Source organism: Lutibacter sp. (assembly GCF_016342705.1).
In the GTDB taxonomy this organism is placed as follows: domain Bacteria; phylum Bacteroidota; class Bacteroidia; order Flavobacteriales; family Flavobacteriaceae; genus Lutibacter.
Genome location: NZ_JAEINV010000003.1, coordinates 136,128 through 158,914, shown reverse-complemented (window position 1 = coordinate 158,914; position 22,787 = coordinate 136,128). Strand labels below are relative to the sequence as shown.

Genomic DNA, 22,787 nt, shown 5'->3' with positions numbered 1-22,787 from the left:
TTATGAAAAAAGCTATTCTTCCAATTATTATCGTATTATTTTCAACCGTAGCAAATTCACAAAACAACACTCAAAATTTCCAAGAACTTTGGAATGAAGTTCAAAAATTTGAATTGGAAAACCTGCCAAAATCGGCATTAAAAGTTGTTGAAAACATTTACACTAAAGCAAAAAAGGATCATAATGCTTCTCAAATAATTAAATCGTTATTATACAAATCTAAATTTGCGTTAACCCTTGAAGAAGATGCGCAACTTTCAATAATTAAAAATTTAAAGCAAGAAATTTCAGAAAGTCCTTTTCCAACAAAAAACATTTTAGAAAGTGTTTTAGCCGATGTATATTGGCAATATTTTCAACAAAACAGATGGAAATTCTACAATAGAACCGAAACCGAAGAAAAAATAGATACCTCAGATTTTAGGACTTGGGATTTAAAAACCATTTTTAGTGAAGTTCAAAATCATTATAACAATTCACTGTCAAATAGTTTAGAAGCGCAATTAACTGCATTAGATAAATTTGATGAAATTATTGACACCACCAAAGATTCTAAAGTATTTCGCCCAACTTTATACGACTTTTTAGCACATAGAGCCATTGATTTTTTCCAAAATGAAGAACAAAATATAATTCGACCTTCCTATAAATTTGAATTAGATAATGAACATCTTTTAGGGAACAATTCAGAATTTACATCCCAAACAATACAATCAAAAGACAGTATTTCTAATCATTTACAAGCGTTAAAAATTTATAAAAACTTAACGTTATTTCATTTAAAAGACACCAATCCAACTGCTTTAATAAATGTAACTCTTGAACGTTTAAATTTTGTTAAAACAAATACTGTTTTAAATACTAAAGAAGAATTATACCTTAAAGCACTTCAAACATTTAAAAAAGAATTCAAAAATCACGAAGCTTCATCAGAAATAGACTTTGAAATGGCTAAATTATTAAACGATCAAGGTAAATTATATCAGCCAAAAACAGCCACCACAAATCAGTTTAAACTAAAGGAAGCATTAGAAATTTGCAATACTGCCATTCATAATTACCCAACTTCAACAGGTGCAAAAAAATGTGAACTATTAAAAAATGAAATTCTTTCAAAATACATTTCCATCCAAACGGAAAATTATGTTCCAATAACTACAAATGCACGATTATTAGTTACCTATAAAAATTTAGAACAAGTATATTTTACCGCTTTTGAAATAACTAAAACCCAACAAACTAAATTCAACAGTATTTATAAAGATTCTTTAAAAACAACATTTATAAATAACTTAAAACCAACCATAAAATGGGAAGCTGAATTAAAAAGTGAAAACGATTTTCAACAACATGCCACTGAAGTTTTATTACCAAAATTAACCCAAGCAACCTATTTAATTGTGGCAACTGTAGCAGATAAACTAACATATGAAAATCCAATTTTTACACATACATTTATACAAGCTACTAATTTAGCATTGATTGAAAACAGACAAACTTCCAAATACGTATACCAAGTTGTAGATAGAAATACAGGAAAACCAATTGAAAATGCTCAAGTAAATTTAAAAAATTATAACACTAGCAGATACAATAAATCTATAAATAAAAATTTTGTAACCAATAATAATGGAGAATTTAATTACACCCCCAACAACACCTATAGAAATATAATTGCCACTGTAAAAACTAACAAAGACCATGCTACTTTTGGAGATTTTTACATGTACGAAAACCGCTATAGAGATACAAAAAACAAAGATGAAAAGCCACGTATAAATTCATTTATTTTTACAGACAGAAGTATTTACAGACCAGGGCAAACTGTATATTTTAAAGGAATTTCATTAAAAACCTTTAATGAAAAAACGGAAGTTCACACCAACGAATTTATTGAAATCTCGTTAAAAAATCCAAACGGTGAACTCGTTAAAAAACACGATTTAAAATTAAATGAATTTGGTTCCATTTCAGGTGAATTTATCTTACCAACTAACGGTTTAACTGGTGAATATACTATTGTTTTAAATAGAAGTAATCAGCAAAACGGAACAGATTTCAATACTGTAAATTATAATTATACAAGCAAATCTATTTCCGTTGAAGAATATAAACGTCCAAAATTTGAAACCACATTTAAACCAATAAAAGAAACCTACAAACTAAACGATAGTGTTGTAATTAACGGTGAAGCTATTGCTTTTGCAGGAAGCAAAATAAGCAACGCCAAAGTTATTTATCGTGTAAAACGAACCGCCAATTTTCCACGTTGGTATAATTGGAGAATGTCAAATAATTACCAATCTGAAGCATTAGAGATTACCAATGGAGAAACTTCTACAGATAACGATGGTAGTTACAAAATAACTTTTAAAGCACTACCAGATTTAAAAGTTTCAGAAGAAAGTTTACCAACATTTAACTACACCGTTTATGCCGATGTTACCGATATAAATGGAGAAACCAGAAGCACTGAAACTATTGTAAAAGTTGGTTATCATGCATTGGAAGCATCTGTTGCAATTCCTTCAAAAATTGATAAAAACAGCAAAGAGAATTCACTAACTATTACTACAAATAATTTAAATAATGAGTTTATTCCTACCAAAGGAACTATCAAAATTTATAAGTTAAAATCACCTAAAAATCCGCTAAGAATTAGACCTTGGGAAGCTCCAGATTATGAAGGTTTTTCTAGAGATGAATTTGAAAAATTATTCCCTCACGATCCCTTTTCTAGTGAAGAGAATGGTATTGAAAATTGGGAATTAAGCACGTTAGTTTTTGAAAAAGAATTCAATACTGAAACTTCTAAAAAAATGGAGCTAGGGAACTTAAAAAAATGGCTATCAGGGAATTACAAAGTTATACTAGAATGTAACGATGAATTTAATCAAGCTGTAAAAGACAAACAAACTTTTGAGTTGTTTGGAGAAAATGAAAAAGTAATTGCAGATAATAAATTGTTTATAATTTCAACGGATAAAGATAACTACAAACCAAATGAATTTGTAAACCTTTCTGTTGGATCAGCATCACTAGATATGACTGTAATGCTTTTTGTAGAAAAAAATTATGCAGTCGTCGCTTCACATTATATACATTTAAATAATGAAACTAAAACTATAAAAATTCCAGTAAGTGAGAATGACTTAGGTGGTTTTGCCATTAAATATCATTTTGTTAATTATAATAGTTTTCAAAATGGTACAGCGTTAATTTCGGTTCCTTATCCACAAAAGAAGCTTCAAATTGAAACACTTACTTTTAGAGATAAATTACAACCTGGAAGTGAACAAACTTGGAGTTTTAAAATTACTGGCTCTCAATCAGAAAAAATAACTTCAGAAGTTTTAGCATCTATGTATGATGCTTCTTTAGATGAGTTTAAAACACATCATTGGAATTTCAATCCAATTAGTTACCCAACCTATTATTCGTATTCAAATAGCAACGCAAATAACAGTTTTAAAACATTGCAATTTGTGGTTAAAAATGAAACTTTCAGGTATTCATATTTTCCAACTCAAAGCTATGATGCGTTAAATTGGTTTGGTTTTAGTTTCAATAATAATTTTTGGGTAAAACAACAATATTTAAATAGTGTTAGAGCAGTAACCGTTAAAAATTCGTACGATGCTACAAAACCAAAAGGTTTTATTTATGGAACCGTTTATGCTTCTGATGGTTTACCATTACCTGGAGTTTCAATTATAGTAAAAGGAACAACCAACGGTGTTGTAAGTGATTTTGATGGAAATTACACTATAAAAGCAACCAAAGGAGATAAAATAACATTCAGTTTTATTGGTATGAATACTTCTGTAGTTACAATTGATAAAAACAACATAATTTCTGTATATCTCTCAGAAAGTGGAGAAAGTTTAGACGAAGTTGTAGTGACTGGTTATGGTTCTGTTAAAAGAAAATCAGTAACAGGTTCAGTTGTTGAAATGGAAGAAGATGTTTCAATGGATTTAGAAGGCGTTGTTGCTGGTGTTCAAATTAGAGGTGTTGCTTCGTTAGATTCAAAAGCACAACCAATCTATATTATTGATGGCGTTATTTACGAAGAAAACCCAAATTTAAATCCTAATGAAATTACTACTGTAGAAGTTTTAAAAGATGCCGCTGCAACAGCTTTATATGGCGCAAAAGCTGTAAATGGCGTAATTATTATCACTACAAAAAATGGTTCTTCAAAAATTGAAAATGAATTATTAAAAGTTCAAACTAGAAAAGATTTTAAAGAAACCGCCTTTTTCTATCCGCATTTAACCACTGATAAAGATGGATCTATTAGTTTTAACTTTACTATTCCTGAAGCTTTAACCCGTTGGAAATTGCAATTATTAGCTCATACAAAAGAAGCTACTTCTGCAATAAAAACATTAACAACTGTAACACAAAAAGAGTTGATGGTGATTCCAAATCCACCTCGATTTTTACGTGAAGGTGATGAAATTATTTTTTCAAGTAAAATTGCGAATCTTTCCGATAAAAAACTAAACGGATTTGCGCAATTAATTTTAACCGATGCTATTTCTGGTAAAGAGATTAACCATCTAATTGAAAACAGTTCAACAACACAAAATTTCACTGTTGATGAAAAAGGAAATACAAACTTGAGTTGGAAATTAAATATCCCTAACGGAATACAAGCAATTCAATATAAAATTGTGGCAAAAGCAGGAGATTTTAGCGATGGCGAACAAAATGCTTTGCCTGTTTTATCTAACAGAATTTTGGTGACAGAAACTTTACCAATGTGGGTTAGAAGCAATCAAACTAAAACATTTAGTTTAAATAAATTAAAAAATAATACCTCCACTACACTCCGCAATCATAAATTAACGCTAGAAATTACGTCAAATCCGGCTTGGTATGCTGTGCAAAGTTTACCGTATTTAATGGAATATCCGTATGAATGTGCAGAGCAAACTTTCTCTAGATATTACTCAAATACCTTGGCTAGTCATATTTTAAAATCTAATCCCCGTATTCAGGAAGTATTTAATCAATGGCAAACAAGTGATGCTTTAGTTTCAAACTTAGAAAAAAATGAGGAGTTAAAATCTATCATTATTCAGGAAACACCTTGGCTACGCGATGCACAAAGTGAAACCGAACAAAAAAAACGAATTGCCTTATTATTCGATTTAAATAAATTGAATAACGAAAAAGAAACAGCTATTAAAAAATTAGAAGAAATGCAATTTGGCAACGGTGGATTTCCTTGGTTTAAAGGAAGTAACTATCCAAACCGATATATTACACAACACATTGCAACTGGTTTTGGACATTTACAACAATTACAAGTTGATTTGAATTCTGATTCAGATAAAATTCAAAAAATAATCAAAAAAGCTGTTCAGTTTTTAGATGATGATATTGAAGATGACTATAACAAATTACTTATTGAAGCTAAAAAAATTAGAGAAAAAGCAAAAACCAAACAACAAGGTGTAAAAGATGAAGCTACATATTTGGCTAAAAACCATTTAGGGCATATTCAATTGCAATATTTATATATGCGTAGTTTTTATACAACTATAAAAATTGATAAAAATCTACAAACGGCCATAGATTATTATACCAACCAATCGGCTACCTTTTGGAAAGATTTTAACTTATATTCTAAAGGATTAATTACTTTAATTCAACACAGAAATGGAAACAAAGTTTTAACTGCTGCTATTTTAAAATCGTTAAAAGAAAACAGCATCATTAGTGAAGAATTAGGAATGTATTGGAAAGAAAATACTGCAAGTTGGTATTGGTACCAAGCACCTATTGAAACTCAGGCATTGTTAATTGAAGTTTTTTCTGAAATAGAAAATGATACTGCAACTGTTGATGAATTAAAAATTTGGTTGTTAAAAAATAAACAAACCAATAGTTGGAAAACTACCAAACAAACTACAGAAGCTGTTTACGCTTTATTATTACAAGGAAGTGATTGGTTGGCCGTAAATGAAACTGTTGACGTAACTATTGGAAACAAAAAAATAGAGCCTTCTAAATTAGAAAATGTAAAAATTGAAGCTGGTACAGGGTATTATAAAACTTCGTGGAATGCAAATGAAATTAAACCAGAAATGGGAACAGTTACCATTGCTAAAAAGGATAAAGGTATTGCCTGGGGAAGTTTATATTGGCAATATTTTGAAGATTTAGATAAAATTACCTCAGCTGAAACTCCTTTAAAATTAAGTAAAAAATTATTCTTAAAAACCAATTCCGATACTGGTAAAAAACTAACAGAAATTAAAGAAACCTCTGTATTAAAAGTGGGCGATTTAATTACGGTTAGAATAGAATTAAAAGTAGATAGACCAATGGAATTTGTGCATATGAAAGATATGCGCGCCAGCGGATTAGAACCTATAAATGTGCTGTCTAGTTATAAATACCAAGACAATTTAGGGTATTATGAAAGTACTAAAGACGCAGCAACCAATTTCTTTTTTGACTATTTACCAAAAGGGGTGTACGTTTTTGAATATGATTTACGCGTAAATAATGCAGGTAATTTTAGTAACGGAATTACTACAATTCAAAGTATGTATGCGCCAGAATTTAGCAGTCATAGTGAAGGTGTTAGAATTAAAATAGCTAATTTAATTTACTGAATTCAATGTTAGATTTTTAAACTTTCAACTCAATAATGTACCTTTGCATAAAAATTATTTAAAATGAATTTAAATCTAATTCCGAAAATAAAACATACAGATTCTAATAATTTCTTTCTATTAGCTGGTCCTTGCGCTATTGAAGGTGAAGAAATGGCTTTAAGAATTGCTGAACATATTTTAAAAGTAACTGATAAATTAGAAATCCCATTTGTTTTTAAAGGCAGTTTTAAAAAAGCAAACCGAAGTAGAATTGATAGTTTTTCGGGAATTGGAGATGAAAAAGCATTAAAAATATTAAGAAAAGTATCTGAAACTTTTGACATTCCTACCGTTACAGATATCCATACAAATGAAGATGCAGCAATGGCTGCTGCCTATGTTGATGTTTTACAAATACCTGCTTTTTTAGTTCGTCAAACTGATTTAGTGGTTGCTGCTGCAAATACTGGAAAAGTAGTGAATTTAAAAAAAGGACAATTTATGAGTCCGGGAGCAATGAAACACGCCGTACAAAAAGTGAAAGATTGTAATAACGAAAAAGTTTGGATTACAGATAGAGGAACAATGTTTGGCTACCAAGATATGATTGTTGACTTTAGAGGGATTCCTGAAATGCAACAATTTGCACCCGTAATTTTAGATGTAACCCATTCTCTACAACAGCCAAACCAAACAAGTGGTGTAACTGGCGGAAGACCAGATATGATTGAAACAATTGCCAGAGCTGGAATTGCAACAGGCGCTGATGGAATTTTTATTGAAACACATTTTGACCCTGCAAATGCCAAAAGTGATGGGGCTAATATGTTAGATTTAAAATATTTAGAAAATTTAATGACTCGCTTGGTAGCTATTAGAAAAACTATTAATTCATTCTAGTTTATTTCGGAATTGCATTGGCGTTTCTCCAAAATATTTTTTAAATGCTGCACTAAAATGTGTGGCATTTTTATATCCAATTGCATCTGAAATTTCATAAACAGAGAGTTGGGTGTTTAATAATAGCACTTCAGCTTTTTCCATTTTTAATTTCTTTGAATATTCACTCATAGTTGCACCATAAATTCTTTTAAATTCTATTTTTAAAACATTTTCATTTAAACCAACTTCATTTGAAAGATTTTTAACTAAATAATTTTTTGCTAAATTTTCTTTTATTAAACGTTCAACGGCATATACTTTTTTAATACTTCCCATACATATTCTATATTTATTAAAACTCATTATGTTATAATTTTCCATTTGAATTGCTAACAACTCAAGCACTTTTGCTTCCATAAATATTTTTTTAGAAATGCCATTTAAACGGGATGATTCAAAATTTAATAGTATATTAAATAAATCATTTGAAATTGGTTGAGCCCTATTTGTTTCAACTATTTTTTTAAAATTTAATTGATTTGTAATTCCGTGCTTAAGTAAAAAGGTACTCGGTAATTTTATTCTTATTTCTTTATAAGTTTTTGCACCACAAATTCTTATGGTTCCTTTAAAATTATGAGTATTTGCTATATAAGAATCTTGACTTTCTAATAAAATATCATTTTTAAAATTAGATGAGGAAATTATTTTTTCACCTTCTACTACATATGTTAATTGAATAAAATCATCATCATTGTTATAATGAATTACTAAATCTTTAGTTAATTTAAACCTACAAATAATAAGTCTAACCTCATCAAAAATAAAACTAGAAATACAACCATTACCATATTTAGGTTGTACAACTTGCTTCTTAAATTGAAAAAAGGAATTATTTTTTCTTTCCATTTCAATGGCCAAGGTTTGAAAAACTTCGTCATCCGATTGATCTACATGCAGTATTTCACAATTTTTATAATCACGTCTTTTTTTATTCAAAATGCGTCTTTATTGATTAAATATCTCTTCTATTTTTGCGGTAAATTTATTTAGACTAAATTAAAATAACAAACAAATCATGAAAAAATATTTTACGATTATTACAATACTTCTAACTATTGTAATAGTAAACGCACAAAATGAAAGCCTTAAAGGAAATGTAGTTTCAATTCAAAATACACCTTTATCTGGTGTTAACATTCAAATTTTATCAACAACTAAAGGTACAATTACCAACAATTTAGGAGAATTTGAAATTAAAGGACTTTTAGTAGGAACTTATGAATTAAAAGCTTCCTATGTAGGCTATACAAGCAAAACAATATCCGTTAAAATAACTAATAACCACAACGTAAATTTACAACCAATTGTTCTAATAGAAGGCGAAGAGCAATTAAATGAAATTGTTATTGAAAGTAACGGAATTAATAAAATTATAAAAAGTGAAGGGATTTTTGTTTCCAAACTACCACTAAAAAACATAGAAAATCCCCAAGTTTATAATTCAATTTCAAATGAAATTTTAAAAGAACAAGTAGTTACTAATATTAATGATGCTATAAAAAATGCAACTGGCGTAGCACGTTTATGGGAATCTACCGGACGAGGAGGTGATGGTGCCGAGTATTATTCATTGCGAGGTTTTTCAGTACAACCCTCAATTACCAATGGTTTACCAGGTTTAAACAATGGTGGATTAGATCCAAGTAATATTGAAAGAATTGAAGTAATTAAAGGCCCTTCGGGAACATTATACGGCAGCAGTTTAATTTCTTATGGAGGTTTAATTAATGTTGTTACCAAACAACCTTACGAAGAGTTTGGCGGAGAATTATCAAACACAAATGGCTCAAATGGACTCCATAGAATTACAGCAGACATAAATACACCTATTGGAAAAAACAATGCCTCTTTTTTAAGAATTAATACAGCTTATCATTCAGAAAATAGTTTTCAAGATGCTGGTTTCAACAAATCTTTTTACATAGCTCCTTCGCTAAAATTAAAAGCAAATGACAAATTAACGTTTTTAATAAATACCGAAATTCTCAACAAAGAAAGTGCAAATGCGCCAATGCTTTTTTTAAACAGATACGCACCTTTAACGTATAACTCCATAGATGTTTTTGAAAAAAACTATCATAATTCATTTACAAGCAATAACTTAACAGTTAAAAATCCAACATTTAATTTACAAGCGCAAGCTTTTATTAAACTATCTGAAAATTGGACATCTCAAACAGTACTATCTTCTGGAACCGCTAAAACTGATGGGTATTATTCTTATCTATGGGATTTAAGTGATGGTGATACCTTTGCTCAATATATTTCTAAAGCTAATAGTGAAACAAGAACAACGGACATACAGCAAAATTTTATTGGAGATTTTACAATTGGAAAGTTAAGAAACAGACTTGTAGTAGGACTTGATTATTTTAATAGTAACCTAAATAACAATGGCTTAGGATGGGTAGCTATAGGATCTGTATCAATAAATAACAGTACTACAACTTCAACGCTTTCACAGGCCGCTGTTGATAATGCTTTGGCTGCAACATCTGTTAGTAATTCAAATGCCGAACAAGAAATATTTAGCGTTTACTTTTCAGACGTATTAAATATTACTCCAAAACTATCTGCAATGGCAAGTGTTAGAGTTGATAAATTTGAAGGTGATAAAAATAATGACGATGACGACCAAACGGCATTTTCACCAAAATTAGGGTTAGTTTATCAACCAATAATAGATAAAATATCTGTATTTGCAAATTATATGAATGGATTTTCAAATGTTTCGCCAACGCAAGTGTCTGATGCAGATGGCTCAAATCCAAGAATAAAAACTTTTGATCCAGAAAAAGCAAATCAATGGGAATTGGGAATTAAAACCAATTTAATTGATAACAAATTAAATGTAACAGCTAATTACTATAATATAAATGTGTCAAATAAATTAATGACAGATCCAACGAATATAAACAATTCAATTCAAGGTGGTGAAGTGGAAAGTAACGGAATTGAATTAAGTCTAATTGCAACTCCAATACATGGGTGGAATTTAATTGCTGGATTTAGCCATAATAAAAGTGAAGTTTTAAAAGAAACAGAAGACGCAGGATATTTAGGATTGAGACCTGAAGAAGCTGGACCAGAAAAATTAATAAACTTTTGGACAAGTTACACCATTCAATCTGGAACTTTAGAAGGATTTGGGGTTGGATTAGGAGGAAACTATGCTAGTGAATTTAACACCTTAAATAGAGAAACAACAGGTTCATTTACATTACCAGAGTATACAATTTTAAATGGTTCCTTATCTTATTCTGAGGACACATTTAAAATTATTTTAAAACTTGACAATATTACAAATAAAAAATATTTTACTGGTTGGTCTACTGTTACACCTCAAAAAACAAGGAGTATTTCAGCAAATTTAACTTACAACTTTTAACCTTTAATATTTGAGTTTTTTTGAATAAAAGGCTCTTGTAGAATTTTACAAGAGCCTTTTTAAAATTTAACATTATACAATATGAAAAAATTACTACTAACAATCAGTGCCGTTCTATTAGTTTCAGCATCAAGTTTTGCACATTATTTATGGATAGAAACAAATTCTATAGGAATAATAAATCAAGAGCAAGAAATTAGAGTTCATTATGGAGAATATACATATGGAGTTGTTGAAGAAGTAAAAGGTGATGCTTTTTTAAAAGTTCAAAATTTTACTTTATGGATTTCTGATCCTTTAGGTAACAAAACTGAATTAAAAACAACAGCAGAAAACACTTACTACAAAGCAACTTTTAAACCTGAACTTAATGGAACATATACTGTTTATTTAAACAATAACGCTATAGATGTAATTGATTATACTCAATACAATTTTGGAATTTTTAAAACGCACTATCATTCCGTTGCTAAAATAGTTGTTGGAAATAAACACTCTGAAACAACTGCAGACAACCAAAATGGAATTACAATAAAAGATATTTCTGAAAACAACACTAATATTACACTTAAAGTTTTGTTTAAAAACAATCCTTTACAAAACAATGAAGTAAAAATTTTTGTAGCCGATTTATGGTCTAAAACTTTACAAACCGATGAAAATGGTAATGTATCATTTAAACTGCCTTGGAATACTAAATATATAATAGAAACTGCTTATAAAGAAGAAATTCCGGGCAAGTATAATAATGAAAACTACCAATTTATTTGGCATTGTGTTACTTATACCATTCCATCTAAATAACTTTTATGAAAAAAATTAACTTCAAAAAATTTATTAGAAAAATACATTTATGGCTCGGACTCACCTCTGGGCTTATTGTGTTTATTATAGCTATTACTGGTTGTATTTATGTTTTTAGTGATGAGTTTACCTATTCATTCCGTAAAAATGACATGTATGTTCAATCGCAAGAAAAACCACTTGATTTAAATATACTTTGGGAAAGCACACAACAACAACTTGGACCAACTTTTCAGTTATCTTGGGTAAATGTGTATAACAATCCTACAAAAAGTTACATTTTTTATGCCTACAAAAGCAATGAAAATGCAATAACCTATTTTGAAAATTTAGAATATTATAAATCTATTTATGTAAACCCATATACAGGTAAAATACTAAATATTTATAATGAAGAGCTCGACTTTTTTAATATTGTAAAAATGTTGCATTGGAGCTTATTATTAAAAACGGAATATGGTCAACCAATTGTTGGATATAGTACTATAATTTTTGTACTAATGCTAATTTCGGGACTTATTTTATGGTTGCCAAAAAATAAAAAATCAAGAAAACAACGATTAACATTTCAATGGAAAAATACAACAAAATGGAAACGTAAAAATTATGATTTCCATAATATTTTAGGCTTTTATGTTGGCTCAGTGGCTATAATTATAGCTTTAACAGGATTGGTTTGGGCATTTTCTTGGTTTCAGGCAATTGTTTACGTGGTTGGTTCTGGCACAACTACTCCACCAGATTTTTCAAGAGCAACATCAACATATACTGTAAGTCCAAAAGAAACTGCATTAAAACTTGCATTAGAAACTTCAAAAACTAAATACTTAACAGCTAATGGATTTAGAATAACACAAGCAAAAGATAGCACCGATATTATAAATGTTTACATACAGCAATATGATGGATTATATTATGTAAATCACAGTTTACAATTTGATCAATATTCTGGTAAATTATTAAAAGAAAGAAATCATAAAAATAAAAATTTTGGAGAAAAAATAATTAATGCAAATTATGACATTCATGTTGGGGCTATTTTAGGAATGCCAGGTAAAATTATTGCTTTTATAGCTAGTTTAATATGTGCCTCTTTGCCACTAACAGGATTTTTAATATGGATTGGAAGGAAAAGAAAAAATAAAATTGATTATAAAAAAACACTGGTAAAAAATTAAATTTTACCAGTGTTTTTTATTGTTTACCTATTAATAGTTTTTATCCACATTTAGTTTGTCCGCAATTTTTACATTTTAAACAACCTTCTTCATAAATTAACCCTTCAGGATCTCCACATTCTGGACATTTTTTATCTGCAGCTACTGTACCGTCTTCTACAAATTGTTTTAGTGTACGTGCAATACCATTTTTCCATGTATTTATATTTTCATCGTACATATTTAAATTATTTACTAAATCTACTACATATTGTATAGGCATTCCGTGACGTAAAACACCAGAAATTAATTTAGCATAATTCCAATATTCTTTATCAAATGTACGCGATAATCCTTCTAAAGTAACTTTATAACCTTGTTTATCTTCAAATTGAAAATCGTAACGAGTAGCTCCTTTATCATCTTTATTTTTAATTACCCAACCTTGCTCTAACCAAGTAGGTAATAAAAATGCATCTTCTAACTTACCTGTAAAAATTTCATAGGGTCTGTTATTTATTAAACCTACAACAGCCACCCATTTATCATAATCATTTTGAAAACGAACTACTTTTGCTTCAATTCTTTTTGGCCTTTTTGGAAAGATAGTTTCTGCAAAACATTCGTTGTTTTTTTTCTCTTTTTTCGCATCGCTCGCTACTAAAATTCCGCTTCTTGATCCATCTCTATAAACAGTAATTCCTTTCAGTCCTTTTTTCCAAGATTCAATATAAATATCACCCACATTTTCTACAGGAACATCTGCCGCTAAATTAATTGTTGAACTAATTGAATGCGTTGTGTATTTTTGAACTAATGCCTGCATTTCAATTCTTTTTAACCAATCAATTTCTGGAGCTGTTGCACCAGCGTATGGACTTTTTTTAATATCAGTTTCTCCTGTAACTTCCATCCACTGTTTTAATTTTGGATGATACACTTCAAATTCTTCAAAAGCATCACCCATATCATCCACATATGCAATTTTAGCATTTGCATCATCTTGATTTACTTTTCTTCTTCGTTTATACGACAATAAGAAAACTGGTTCAATTCCTGAAGAGGTTTGTGCCAACATACTTAAACTTCCTGTTGGTGCAACGGTACTAATTGATATATTTCTTCTTCCATATTTCATCATTCTCTCATACAAATCAGGGAACTCTTTTTGAACCATTTGAATAAATTCAGAGAAGTTTTCAATTTCAGGGCTAAAAATTTCAAATTTCCCACGAGTGATAGCCATATCAATACTACTATCAAATTCCCCGCGTAACTTGGTTTTCATAATTTCATCAACCATGGCAATTGCTTCATCCGTATCAAACTTTTTACCTAATGCAGCCATAGCATCTGCTAATGCAGTAAATCCTAAACCTGTTCTTCTTCCTTTTTTACCCGTTTTGTATAACAATTTCCAAGTATCAATTTCAACTTGTTTAATATTATTTGGCTCTTTATCGTGCATTATTTTGTTGAAAATTTTATCAACTGCCTCTAATTCTAAATCTACCAAATCGTCCATTAAACGTTGAGTTTCATATACTACCTTGTAAAACTTATCAAAATCGAATGTTGCTTTATCTGAAAATGGATTATCAACAAAACTATATAAATTAACAGCAATTAAACGACAACTATCTCCTCCTTGCATTGCAATTTCTGAACAAGGATTTGTAGAACTATTCTTAAATCCTGGATAAATAGATGAAGTTGAATAATAATGTTGACGATCCCAAAAAATTAATCCAGGCTCAGCAGTATTATGGGCACATTTAATAATTGTATTCCACAAATCTTTTGCCTTTACTACTTTTTTATACGTTGGAGTTTTGCTTTCAATTGGCCAACGTAATGTAAAATCATCATCATTTACTACAGCCATCATAAACTCATCAGACAAACGCAATGAAATATTTGCTCCTGTTACTTTTGATAAATCTTGTTTAATGGTTATAAAATCTTCCACGTCTGGATGTGCAATATCCATAGTTAACATTAACGCACCTCTTCTTCCATTTTGAGCAACTTCACGTGTTGTATTTGAAAAACGATTCATAAATGAAACTGCTCCCGTTGTAGTTCCAGCTGAATTTGATACTTGCGCTCCGTTTGGTCTTAAATTAGATAAATCTACTCCTACTCCACAACGTCTTTTAAATAATTGTGCCAATTGTTGATCTGTGTAAAAAATACCTCCATAAGAATCAAAAACTGGTGGTACAACTACACAATTTGATAATGAAGCTATTACATTTGTATTTCCTAAAGAAGACATGACACTTCCTTGAGGAATTACATATTTAAACTTATCGAATAATTCAAAAATTGCTGTTTCCGACAAAAATTTACGATTTTTTCCATATTCAGATAAACCTTCTGAATTGGTTTCGCTTTCTTTATAATTCTTTTCTATTCTTGCAAATTCCTTTGCCATTCTAGTATGCATTTCAACGGGTGAAGCTTCTAGCAAATCACCTTTTTTGTTTTTCATTGCATATTTATTTATCCAAGTAGTGGCGGCTAACTCATCATTATTAAAATAAGCTAAAGCTTTCTCTAACACCTCATTATAAGTGTAAATTTTCGGGAACACTAATTCTTCTGTCATTTTTCTCGTATATTTTTTTGTTTGATTTTTGAATTCTTAAAAATATTGAATATTTAAACCCAAATAGTCTTTTTATGAGATTAGTTAATAACATTTTATTGTTGAAAAGTTGAAAAATTAATTTGCTATATTCAAATATTATTATTTACTTTGTTTTTCAAAGTACTTTTTATGAAAGATAAAGACTATTTAAAAGACATCTTAGAAATTAAATCAATCATGAATAAATCATCTCGATTTATCTCATTAAGTGGCCTTTCTGGAATACTTGCAGGAATTTATGCTTTAGCTGGAGCAATTGCCGCAAATTATATAATTTCAAATTACCAAATTGCAGATAGCCCAGTTTCGGTAATTCCAATTTCGTATTTAGAGTATATTTTAATAAGTATTGCTTTATTAGTTTTAGCATTGTCTGTAATTTCAGCATTTATTCTTTCTTCAAAAAAAGCAAAAAAAAGTGGCGAAAAATTATGGGATGCTACTTCTAAACGTCTTTTAATAAATTTTTCAATTCCGCTTTTTACGGGTGGTGCGTTTTCAATAATATTGTACCAATTTGGTTTAATTGGTTTAATTGCTCCAACAACACTCATTTTTTACGGTTTAGCTTGTGTAAATGCAAGTAAATACACGTTGGGTGATATCCGGTATTTAGGCGTGCTGAATATTTTAATTGGACTAATTTCAACGCAGTTTATTGGATATGGACTTTATTTTTGGGGATTTGGTTTTGGAGTTCTACATATTATATATGGTATTGTTTTATATAATAAATATGATAAAAAATAAGCATTGAAAGATATACTTAAACATATTAATAAAGTTTTTGATCATAGAGTTCGGCTAGGAATTATGTCGGCTCTTATGGTAAATGAAACTGTAGATTTTAATACACTAAAAGAAATTTTAGGTGTTACTGATGGCAATTTAGCTAGCCATATTAAAGGCTTAGAAAAAGTTAATTATATTAAGGTTGAAAAGCAATTTATTGGAAAAAAACCGAATACCACCTATAGTGTTACTAAATTAGGTAAACTTGAATTTCAAAAACATATTAACGCTTTAGAAAAATTAATAAATAACAACTAAAATTTTTTATTCACTTACTTTGTTTTACAAAGTTCTTTTAATTATTAAACAATGGAAAAACAACAAAACAAATTCGGAAATTGGTTAAAAACATCATTAACAGCAAGAATGCTTATGATTGGAATATTAATAATTGTACTATTAATACCTTTATCATTTATAGTAAATTTAATAAATGAACGTGCAATTAGGCAAGAATCTGTTGTAAATGAAATTAACGAAAAATGGGGAAATGAAGTTTTACTTTATGGGCCAATTTTAAAAATACCCTATAAAACGTATTCAGAAAAAATTATAACAGCGGCAAATTCTAGAGAAAACCGAACAGAAAAAATAGAATCTATAAACTATGCCTACTTTTTTCCTGAAAAATTAGATATGAAGGCAACTATAAATCCTGAAGAAAAAAAACGTGGGATTTATAAAACTTCCGTTTATAAAAGTGAAATTGCCATAACGGGAAATTTTGATAAACCAAATTTTTCCTCTATTGATATAAATGATGAAAATATACTTTGGGACAAATCAATTATATTAATAAAAACATCTAACTTAAAAGGAATAAATAATCAGGTTGAAATAAATTTTGACAATAATTCATCACCTTTTTTTCCAAAATACGAAGAAGTTTATAATAAACTTAAAGACAATATTATATTAAATAATTTAGAAACCAACCATTTAACTAAAGAAGCCCTTCAAAAACTAACAACTAATCCGTTTTCCTTAAAATTAAATATTAGTGGAAGTAAACAAATAAGTATTATTCCAATTGGTAAAGAAACAGATTTAAACATAAAATCTAACTGGAAAACAGCCAATTTTATAGGCAATTTTTTACCTTTAAATCCGGATAAAATATCTGAAAACGGCTTTAATGCCAAATGGAAAGTTTTACATATTAACAGACCTTTTCAGCAAGAATATTACACTGCATTACCAAATTTAAACGAATTTGCCTTTGGTGTAAACTTTATGATTCCGGTAGATGAATATCAAAAAAGTGAACGTTCTGCCAAATACGGATTTTTAGTAATTTCACTAACTTTTTTAATTTTCTTTTTAATACAATCTATTAGCAAAATAAACATTCATCCGTTTCAATATTTAATGATTGGTTTGGCGCTAACAATGTTTTATACCTTATTAATATCAATTTCAGAACATAGTAATTTTTTAAAAGCATATTTAATTGCCGGAAGTTCTGTTATTGGTTTAATAACGCTGTACTCAAAATCAATTTTAAAAAATTTCAAATTTCCAATATTTATAGGTTTATCACTTTTAGCATTGTACACATTTATATATGTAATTATACAATTGGAAAATTATGCACTACTAGTTGGAAGTTTAGGATTGTTTATAATATTATCTATAATAATGTACGCCTCTATAAAAATTGATTGGAATTAAAAATAAAATAGCCTGTTTGAAAAGTGAAATACATCAACCTGAACTTCATTCAGGTTCAGAATGACGATTCTAATTACTACCCAGACAGGCTATTTAAAAATTTTCTAAGTTTTAATATTTTAATTTTCGAACTAAATCTTCCAATCCGTTTAACTGAATTTCATACACCAAACGAAGCTGGTCGCCCAATTTTCCCGTAGGAAAACCTTTATTATTGTACCAAACTATATAATGTTCCGGTAAATCTATTAAATATTTGCCTTTATATTTTCCGAAAGGCATTTTAGTATTTGCCAACTTTTCTAGCTCATGTTGTTGATTATTTACCATCTATAAAATCTTGCAAATAATTAAAACGTTTGGTCAATTTTCCGTTTGATGTCATTTTGGCTCTGTTTAATACACCATCTTCATCATTATTAAAAAAAGCAGGAATTACGTGTTTTGCAAAACTTTCACCAAATCCTTCTGATGCGTCTTTTGGTAATTCACAAGGTAAATTATCAACAGCCATAACTGCTATAGCATTTTCATCTCGATAATCAACTTCCTTTTCTAACTCAGGATTATACCCATAAATAGGATTTTCTATGGTTGAAGAACGAATTGTTGAAGCCACTGGACCATCAACATCACAACTAATATCAGCAACAACTTTTATGTTAAAATCTTTAGACCTAGCATCATTTCTAGTAAAAATATACGGAGCTCCAGTTCCATAAAAATGTCCGGCAATATATAAATCAGCAACTTTTGCAAAGCGCATAAAATCACTTTTGTATTCTGTTGGGTTTGTAAAAAAATCTATCTCATCTTTTACATCTCCATCTTTTCGTTTATTATAATCTAGCACATCAATTTGAACATATACTGGTTCATTAAAAGTTTTATGTAAAAAATCATTTACCGAAACTTTTTTCATTCCCATTCCTTTCAGCATTTCTTTGGCTCCATTTCCTACTCTACCTTTACCAGTTAAAACAACTTTAATATTTGGCAACTTTAATTTTTGTAGCTCATGAATTAACATTAATTGATCGTGTAATTCCTCAGCCTTTGGTAAATTATATAAATTAAATTTTAACCCATAAGCTCTAAAACCATTATAAGCACCAACAATCCCTGCATATCTTCCAAAAGCAACTAAACGTTGATTTTTTTCGTTAACAATAACTTCGTGGTCATACAACTCAATATTTTTTGACAAAATGGCTTGCAATAGTTTTCTGTTGTACTGTTGCTTTTTTATAGTATGCGAAAAGAAAAAATACTTTTTATTTGGAATTAAAAAATCAATAGGTACTTCTTTTACACCTAGTAAAACATCACAATCGGAAACATCATCAACCACATCAATTCCCTCAATTATATAGTCATCATCTGTAAAAAAACGATTATTAGATGATTCAACTTTAATCACTAAATCAGAAAATTTTCGCAACAATCTTTTACATTCTTTAGGTGTTAATACCACTCGCCTATCTGGTGGATTTTTACGCTCTTTTATAATTCCTATTTTCATGATTTGTTTGGTATAAATATTGTTACTAATATATTATGAATTAAAGGAACTGACAAATAAACTATGTAACATATTTTTAGTAGATTTGCAGCCTTAAAGATTTTGTTCTTTGAAATTTTGGGGACGACTGGTTTTGACTGCAAGGTCAATTAACATAGAAGCATGTCGAGTAATGAAATCGCACTCGTTAATCTCAATTTCAAACCTATAAACGGCGAAGATAACTACGCTTTAGCTGCTTAATCCGAATTACAGTAGGATAAGCCTCGGCACACTAGGTGTGCAAGCTAAATGTCTCTTGAAAGCCTTGGTTAGCGGCGGTCAGCATAGAGGCATCGTAAAAGTTAACATAGATTTGCTATAGTTTCGATAGCATTTTGAAATTTAAGAAACTAAGCTTAAAGTAAATTGTTTTCGGTTAGCTTTAAGACTAAAATTAAAAGAAAACTAAACATGTAGAAACTATCTTGGTTGCTTGTTTGGACCCGGGTTCGATTCCCGGCGTCTCCACTATTATTTTAATTCTTTTTAACTTTTCCTTTTTGTATGAAATTAATTATACGAACTTTTAATTTAGAATTAAAAGATCCTTTTACAATATCTAGAGGAACACGCACAGAAATTCCTTCATTAATTGTTGAATTGCAAGAAAACGGATTTTCTGGTTTTGGTGAAGCCACTGCAAACCCATATTACAAAACTACAACTACTCAATTTGTTGAAGAATTAAATAAAAAACGACTAATTATTGAAAATAATTTTTCAAAAACTCCTGAAAAATACTGGGAATACTTATTTCCACATTTTAAAAATAATATGTTTTTATTATGCGCTTTAGATGAAGCATACAACGATTTATATACAAAAAGCTTAGGAATTAAATTATATGAGTACTGGAATTTAAACTTAAAAAATATTCCACTTACTAATTATACAATTGGAATTGATAATGTTGAAAAAATGGTGTTAAAAATGAAAAAAATGCCATTTCCAGTTTATAAAATTAAATTAGGTACAAAAAACGATTTAGAAATAGTTACAGAACTTAGAAAACATACCAATGCTATTTTTAGAATTGATGCAAATTGCGGTTGGACTCCAGAAGAAACTATTAAAAACTCTATGGCACTAATAAAATTAGGCGTTGAGTTTATTGAACAACCGTTGCCAACAGATGATTGGCATGGAGCCGAAAGGGTTTTTCACAGGTCTGAACTACCAATCATTGCCGATGAAAGCTGCCAAATTGAGTCAGATATTGATAAATGTTATACTCATTTTCATGGTGTAAATATAAAACTTATGAAATGTGGTGGATTAACACCCGCTTTAAAGATGATTAAAAGAGCTAAACATTTAAATCTAAAAACAATGGTTGGCTGTATGACGGAATCTTCCATTGGAATTTCTGCAATTGCTCACCTTACTCCATTACTGGACTTTGTTGATATGGACGGCGCACTTTTATTAAAAAACGATATTGCAACAGGAGTTAAAGTAGTAAATGGAAACATTATTTTCAATAATTCCAATGGCATTGGTGCTAAACTTATGTAAAAAACATCTCTATTTTTCATGGAAAACTGATTTATATCATATAATAAGAAATTTAGAAAAATTTAACAAAAAAAATGTTTTACAAATTAAAATAGTTTGTATATTTGCCTCGGTAAGTTTCATAGCTTACCAATCTTTTTCATAGCAATTTTCCTCACTCATACTTTGGGTGAGGTTTCTTTTTTTAAGGACATATTGTATTTTAATTTATTGTATATTTGTCGCCCTTAAAAAAATAATATGTTTTTAAATATTTCAATTACCGAGTGGGTTGGTTATTTGGCTTCCTTAGCATTAATCATTTCTTTTATGATGAAAAACCTGAACACTTTAAGAATTATAAATTCTATTGGAGCAGTTCTATTTGTAGTTTACGGTGTTATGTTAGCTATTTCTTGGCCAATAATTATAACAAACGCTTTTATTTTACTTGCTAATATTTACTACCTAACTTTTAAGAGAATTAAGAAATAATCCTTAATTTGCAAGAAATTTTTTCTTTTGAAACGCATAATTGTTTCTGTTACAAACGATTTAGTTACTGACCAAAGAGTACATAAAATTTGTACTACTTTATTCAAAAATAATTTTGATGTCTTACTAATTGGCAGAAAATTAAAAAATAGTTCATCAATTTCAAAAGAATATAAAGTTTTTCGCTTTAAATTATTGTTTAGAAAAGGGTTCTTATTTTATGCTGAATATAATATTCGTCTATTTTTTAAACTGTTCTTTTTAAAAAAAGACATTTTACTTGCCAATGATTTAGACACTTTGCTTCCCAATTTTTTAATAAGCAGTATCTTTAAAAAAAAATTAGTTTATGATAGTCACGAACTTTTTACTGAAGTTCCAGAATTAATAAACCGACCTTTTCAACAAAATTTTTGGTTGAAAATTGAACAGTTTATATTTCCAAAACTTAAAAATGTTTACACCGTAAATGAAGAAATTGCAAAAATATATTGCAACAAATACAATGTAAACGTACAAGTAATAAGAAACTTAGCGCCAGTTTTAAGTAATTTAATTATAAACAAAACTTTAGCTGAGTCCATAAAAGGAAAATCTAAAATGATTATCCTACAAGGTTCCGGTATTAATATAGATAGAGGAGCGGAAGAAGCAGTTGAAATGATGAAATATTTAAATGGATTTATTCTATATATTATAGGTTCTGGAGATGTTATTAAAACATTAAAATCTAATGTTATACATATGAATCTTACTGATTTTGTATTTTTTAAAGATAAAATGCCTTATGAAAGTTTAATGGAATATACTAAAATTGCAGATTTAGGACTTTCTTTAGATAAAAACACCAACCTTAATTACACCCTCAGTTTACCAAATAAAATATTTGATTACATTCAGGCTGGCACTCCTATTTTAGCATCCAACACTAAAAATGTATCTCATTTAATTACCAGGACAAATATTGGAAAAGTTATAGACTCTCATAACCCTATAATATTAGCAAAAGCTGTTGAAAATATTTTTTCAAATGAAACCCAATACAATACTTGGCGCAAAAATTTAAAAGACGTTTCTAAAGAGTTAAATTGGGAAAACGAATCAAAAAAATTAATAGAAATATTTAAAAATATTGAATAAATTTCTAAACCTCAATATAAACACTTTATATATTTATTACTCCATTTCCTATTACAAATCATATAATTAA

General features: G+C 29.0%; 15 protein-coding genes and 1 other RNA gene. 12 read left to right on the top strand and 4 right to left on the bottom strand.

Annotated features, from left to right (window positions below; genetic code table 11):
• Positions 1-2 precede the first annotated feature (2 nt).
• Together JEY78_RS04310 and kdsA are read left to right on the top strand one after the other, a co-directional pair.
• Entirely contained in the window at positions 3-6,632 is a 6,630-nt protein-coding gene (locus JEY78_RS04310; RefSeq protein ID WP_291847100.1) for an MG2 domain-containing protein, read from the top strand.
• A 63-nt stretch (positions 6,633-6,695) separates the two neighbouring features.
• Positions 6,696-7,514 carry a 3-deoxy-8-phosphooctulonate synthase gene (gene kdsA / locus JEY78_RS04305; protein ID WP_291847097.1) on the top strand — a complete coding sequence of 273 codons (819 nt, stop codon included), beginning with the start codon at positions 6,696-6,698 and terminating at the stop codon, positions 7,512-7,514.
• Here the strand turns inward: kdsA and JEY78_RS04300 are convergent.
• Positions 7,506-8,495, bottom strand: a complete 990-nt coding sequence (locus JEY78_RS04300) for a helix-turn-helix transcriptional regulator (protein WP_291847094.1) — start codon at positions 8,493-8,495, stop codon at positions 7,506-7,508. The two genes, kdsA and JEY78_RS04300, sit on opposite strands and share 9 nt — an antisense overlap.
• Positions 8,496-8,574: 79 nt before the next feature.
• Between JEY78_RS04300 and JEY78_RS04295 the strand changes: the two genes are divergently transcribed.
• From JEY78_RS04295 to JEY78_RS04285, 3 genes are all read left to right on the top strand, one after another.
• The gene (locus tag JEY78_RS04295; RefSeq protein ID WP_291847091.1) at positions 8,575-10,947 is read left to right on the top strand and encodes a TonB-dependent receptor; all 2,373 of its coding nucleotides are present in this window, start codon (positions 8,575-8,577) and stop codon (positions 10,945-10,947) included.
• 81 nt (positions 10,948-11,028) lie between these two features.
• Positions 11,029-11,751, top strand: coding sequence for a DUF4198 domain-containing protein (locus JEY78_RS04290; protein WP_291847089.1), 723 nt, complete (start codon positions 11,029-11,031; stop codon positions 11,749-11,751).
• Between the two features lie 5 nt (positions 11,752-11,756).
• Positions 11,757-12,929, top strand: a complete 1,173-nt coding sequence (locus tag JEY78_RS04285; protein WP_291847087.1) for a PepSY domain-containing protein — start codon at positions 11,757-11,759, stop codon at positions 12,927-12,929.
• Between the two features lie 40 nt (positions 12,930-12,969).
• On the opposite strand, the gene JEY78_RS04280 is transcribed toward JEY78_RS04285, so the two are convergent.
• Positions 12,970-15,519: an adenosylcobalamin-dependent ribonucleoside-diphosphate reductase gene (locus JEY78_RS04280; RefSeq protein WP_291847084.1), complete on the bottom strand. Its 2,550-nt coding sequence runs from the start codon at positions 15,517-15,519 to the stop codon at positions 12,970-12,972.
• Between the two features lie 171 nt (positions 15,520-15,690).
• On the opposite strand from JEY78_RS04280, the gene JEY78_RS04275 reads away from it, so the two are divergent.
• Genes JEY78_RS04275 through creD form a run of 3 tightly spaced genes read left to right on the top strand, consistent with a single transcriptional unit; the run spans position 15,691 to position 18,024 of the window.
• Positions 15,691-16,311, top strand: coding sequence for a hypothetical protein (locus JEY78_RS04275; protein WP_291847082.1), 621 nt, complete (start codon positions 15,691-15,693; stop codon positions 16,309-16,311).
• A 3-nt stretch (positions 16,312-16,314) separates the two neighbouring features.
• On the top strand, positions 16,315-16,611 hold the full coding sequence (locus JEY78_RS04270; RefSeq protein ID WP_291847080.1) for a transcriptional regulator: 297 nt from the start codon (positions 16,315-16,317) through the stop codon (positions 16,609-16,611).
• A gap of 51 nt (positions 16,612-16,662) precedes the next feature.
• Entirely contained in the window at positions 16,663-18,024 is a 1,362-nt protein-coding gene (gene creD, locus JEY78_RS04265) for a cell envelope integrity protein CreD (protein WP_291847078.1), read from the top strand.
• A gap of 111 nt (positions 18,025-18,135) precedes the next feature.
• Here creD and JEY78_RS04260 read toward each other — a convergent pair whose 3' ends face one another.
• A complete protein-coding gene (locus JEY78_RS04260; protein ID WP_291847075.1) occupies positions 18,136-18,354 on the bottom strand; it encodes a DUF3820 family protein in 219 nt (72 codons plus the stop codon).
• Positions 18,344-19,546 carry an NAD(P)-dependent oxidoreductase gene (locus JEY78_RS04255; RefSeq protein WP_291847072.1) on the bottom strand — a complete coding sequence of 401 codons (1,203 nt, stop codon included), beginning with the start codon at positions 19,544-19,546 and terminating at the stop codon, positions 18,344-18,346. Before JEY78_RS04255 ends, JEY78_RS04260 begins: the two co-directional genes overlap by 11 nt.
• A gap of 119 nt (positions 19,547-19,665) precedes the next feature.
• Between JEY78_RS04255 and ssrA the strand changes: the two genes are divergently transcribed.
• The 4 genes from ssrA to JEY78_RS04235 all read left to right on the top strand — a co-directional run bounded on the left by ssrA (position 19,666) and on the right by JEY78_RS04235 (position 22,717).
• Positions 19,666-20,059: a transfer-messenger RNA gene (ssrA, locus tag JEY78_RS04250) on the top strand.
• A gap of 33 nt (positions 20,060-20,092) precedes the next feature.
• The gene (locus JEY78_RS04245; RefSeq protein ID WP_291847070.1) at positions 20,093-21,103 is read left to right on the top strand and encodes a dipeptide epimerase; all 1,011 of its coding nucleotides are present in this window, start codon (positions 20,093-20,095) and stop codon (positions 21,101-21,103) included.
• A 240-nt stretch (positions 21,104-21,343) separates the two neighbouring features.
• On the top strand, positions 21,344-21,577 hold the full coding sequence (locus JEY78_RS04240) for a uroporphyrinogen decarboxylase (RefSeq protein WP_291847067.1): 234 nt from the start codon (positions 21,344-21,346) through the stop codon (positions 21,575-21,577).
• 27 nt (positions 21,578-21,604) lie between these two features.
• The gene (locus tag JEY78_RS04235; protein ID WP_291847064.1) at positions 21,605-22,717 is read left to right on the top strand and encodes a glycosyltransferase; all 1,113 of its coding nucleotides are present in this window, start codon (positions 21,605-21,607) and stop codon (positions 22,715-22,717) included.
• Positions 22,718-22,787: the final 70 nt, after the last annotated feature.

Excerpts from the sequence above, each read along its gene's own strand:
- JEY78_RS04310 (WP_291847100.1), top strand. The coding sequence starts at position 3 with ATGAAAAAAGCTATTCTTCCAATTATTATCGTATTATTTTCAACCGTA.
- kdsA (WP_291847097.1), top strand. The coding sequence starts at position 6,696 with ATGAATTTAAATCTAATTCCGAAAATAAAACATACAGATTCTAATAAT.
- JEY78_RS04295 (WP_291847091.1), top strand. The coding sequence starts at position 8,575 with ATGAAAAAATATTTTACGATTATTACAATACTTCTAACTATTGTAATA.
- JEY78_RS04290 (WP_291847089.1), top strand. The coding sequence starts at position 11,029 with ATGAAAAAATTACTACTAACAATCAGTGCCGTTCTATTAGTTTCAGCA.
- JEY78_RS04285 (WP_291847087.1), top strand. The coding sequence starts at position 11,757 with ATGAAAAAAATTAACTTCAAAAAATTTATTAGAAAAATACATTTATGG.
- JEY78_RS04280 (WP_291847084.1), bottom strand. The coding sequence starts at position 15,519 with ATGACAGAAGAATTAGTGTTCCCGAAAATTTACACTTATAATGAGGTG.
- JEY78_RS04275 (WP_291847082.1), top strand. The coding sequence starts at position 15,691 with ATGAAAGATAAAGACTATTTAAAAGACATCTTAGAAATTAAATCAATC.
- creD (WP_291847078.1), top strand. The coding sequence starts at position 16,663 with ATGGAAAAACAACAAAACAAATTCGGAAATTGGTTAAAAACATCATTA.
- JEY78_RS04260 (WP_291847075.1), bottom strand. The coding sequence starts at position 18,354 with ATGGTAAATAATCAACAACATGAGCTAGAAAAGTTGGCAAATACTAAA.
- JEY78_RS04255 (WP_291847072.1), bottom strand. The coding sequence starts at position 19,546 with ATGAAAATAGGAATTATAAAAGAGCGTAAAAATCCACCAGATAGGCGA.
- JEY78_RS04245 (WP_291847070.1), top strand. The coding sequence starts at position 20,093 with ATGAAATTAATTATACGAACTTTTAATTTAGAATTAAAAGATCCTTTT.
- JEY78_RS04240 (WP_291847067.1), top strand. The coding sequence starts at position 21,344 with ATGTTTTTAAATATTTCAATTACCGAGTGGGTTGGTTATTTGGCTTCC.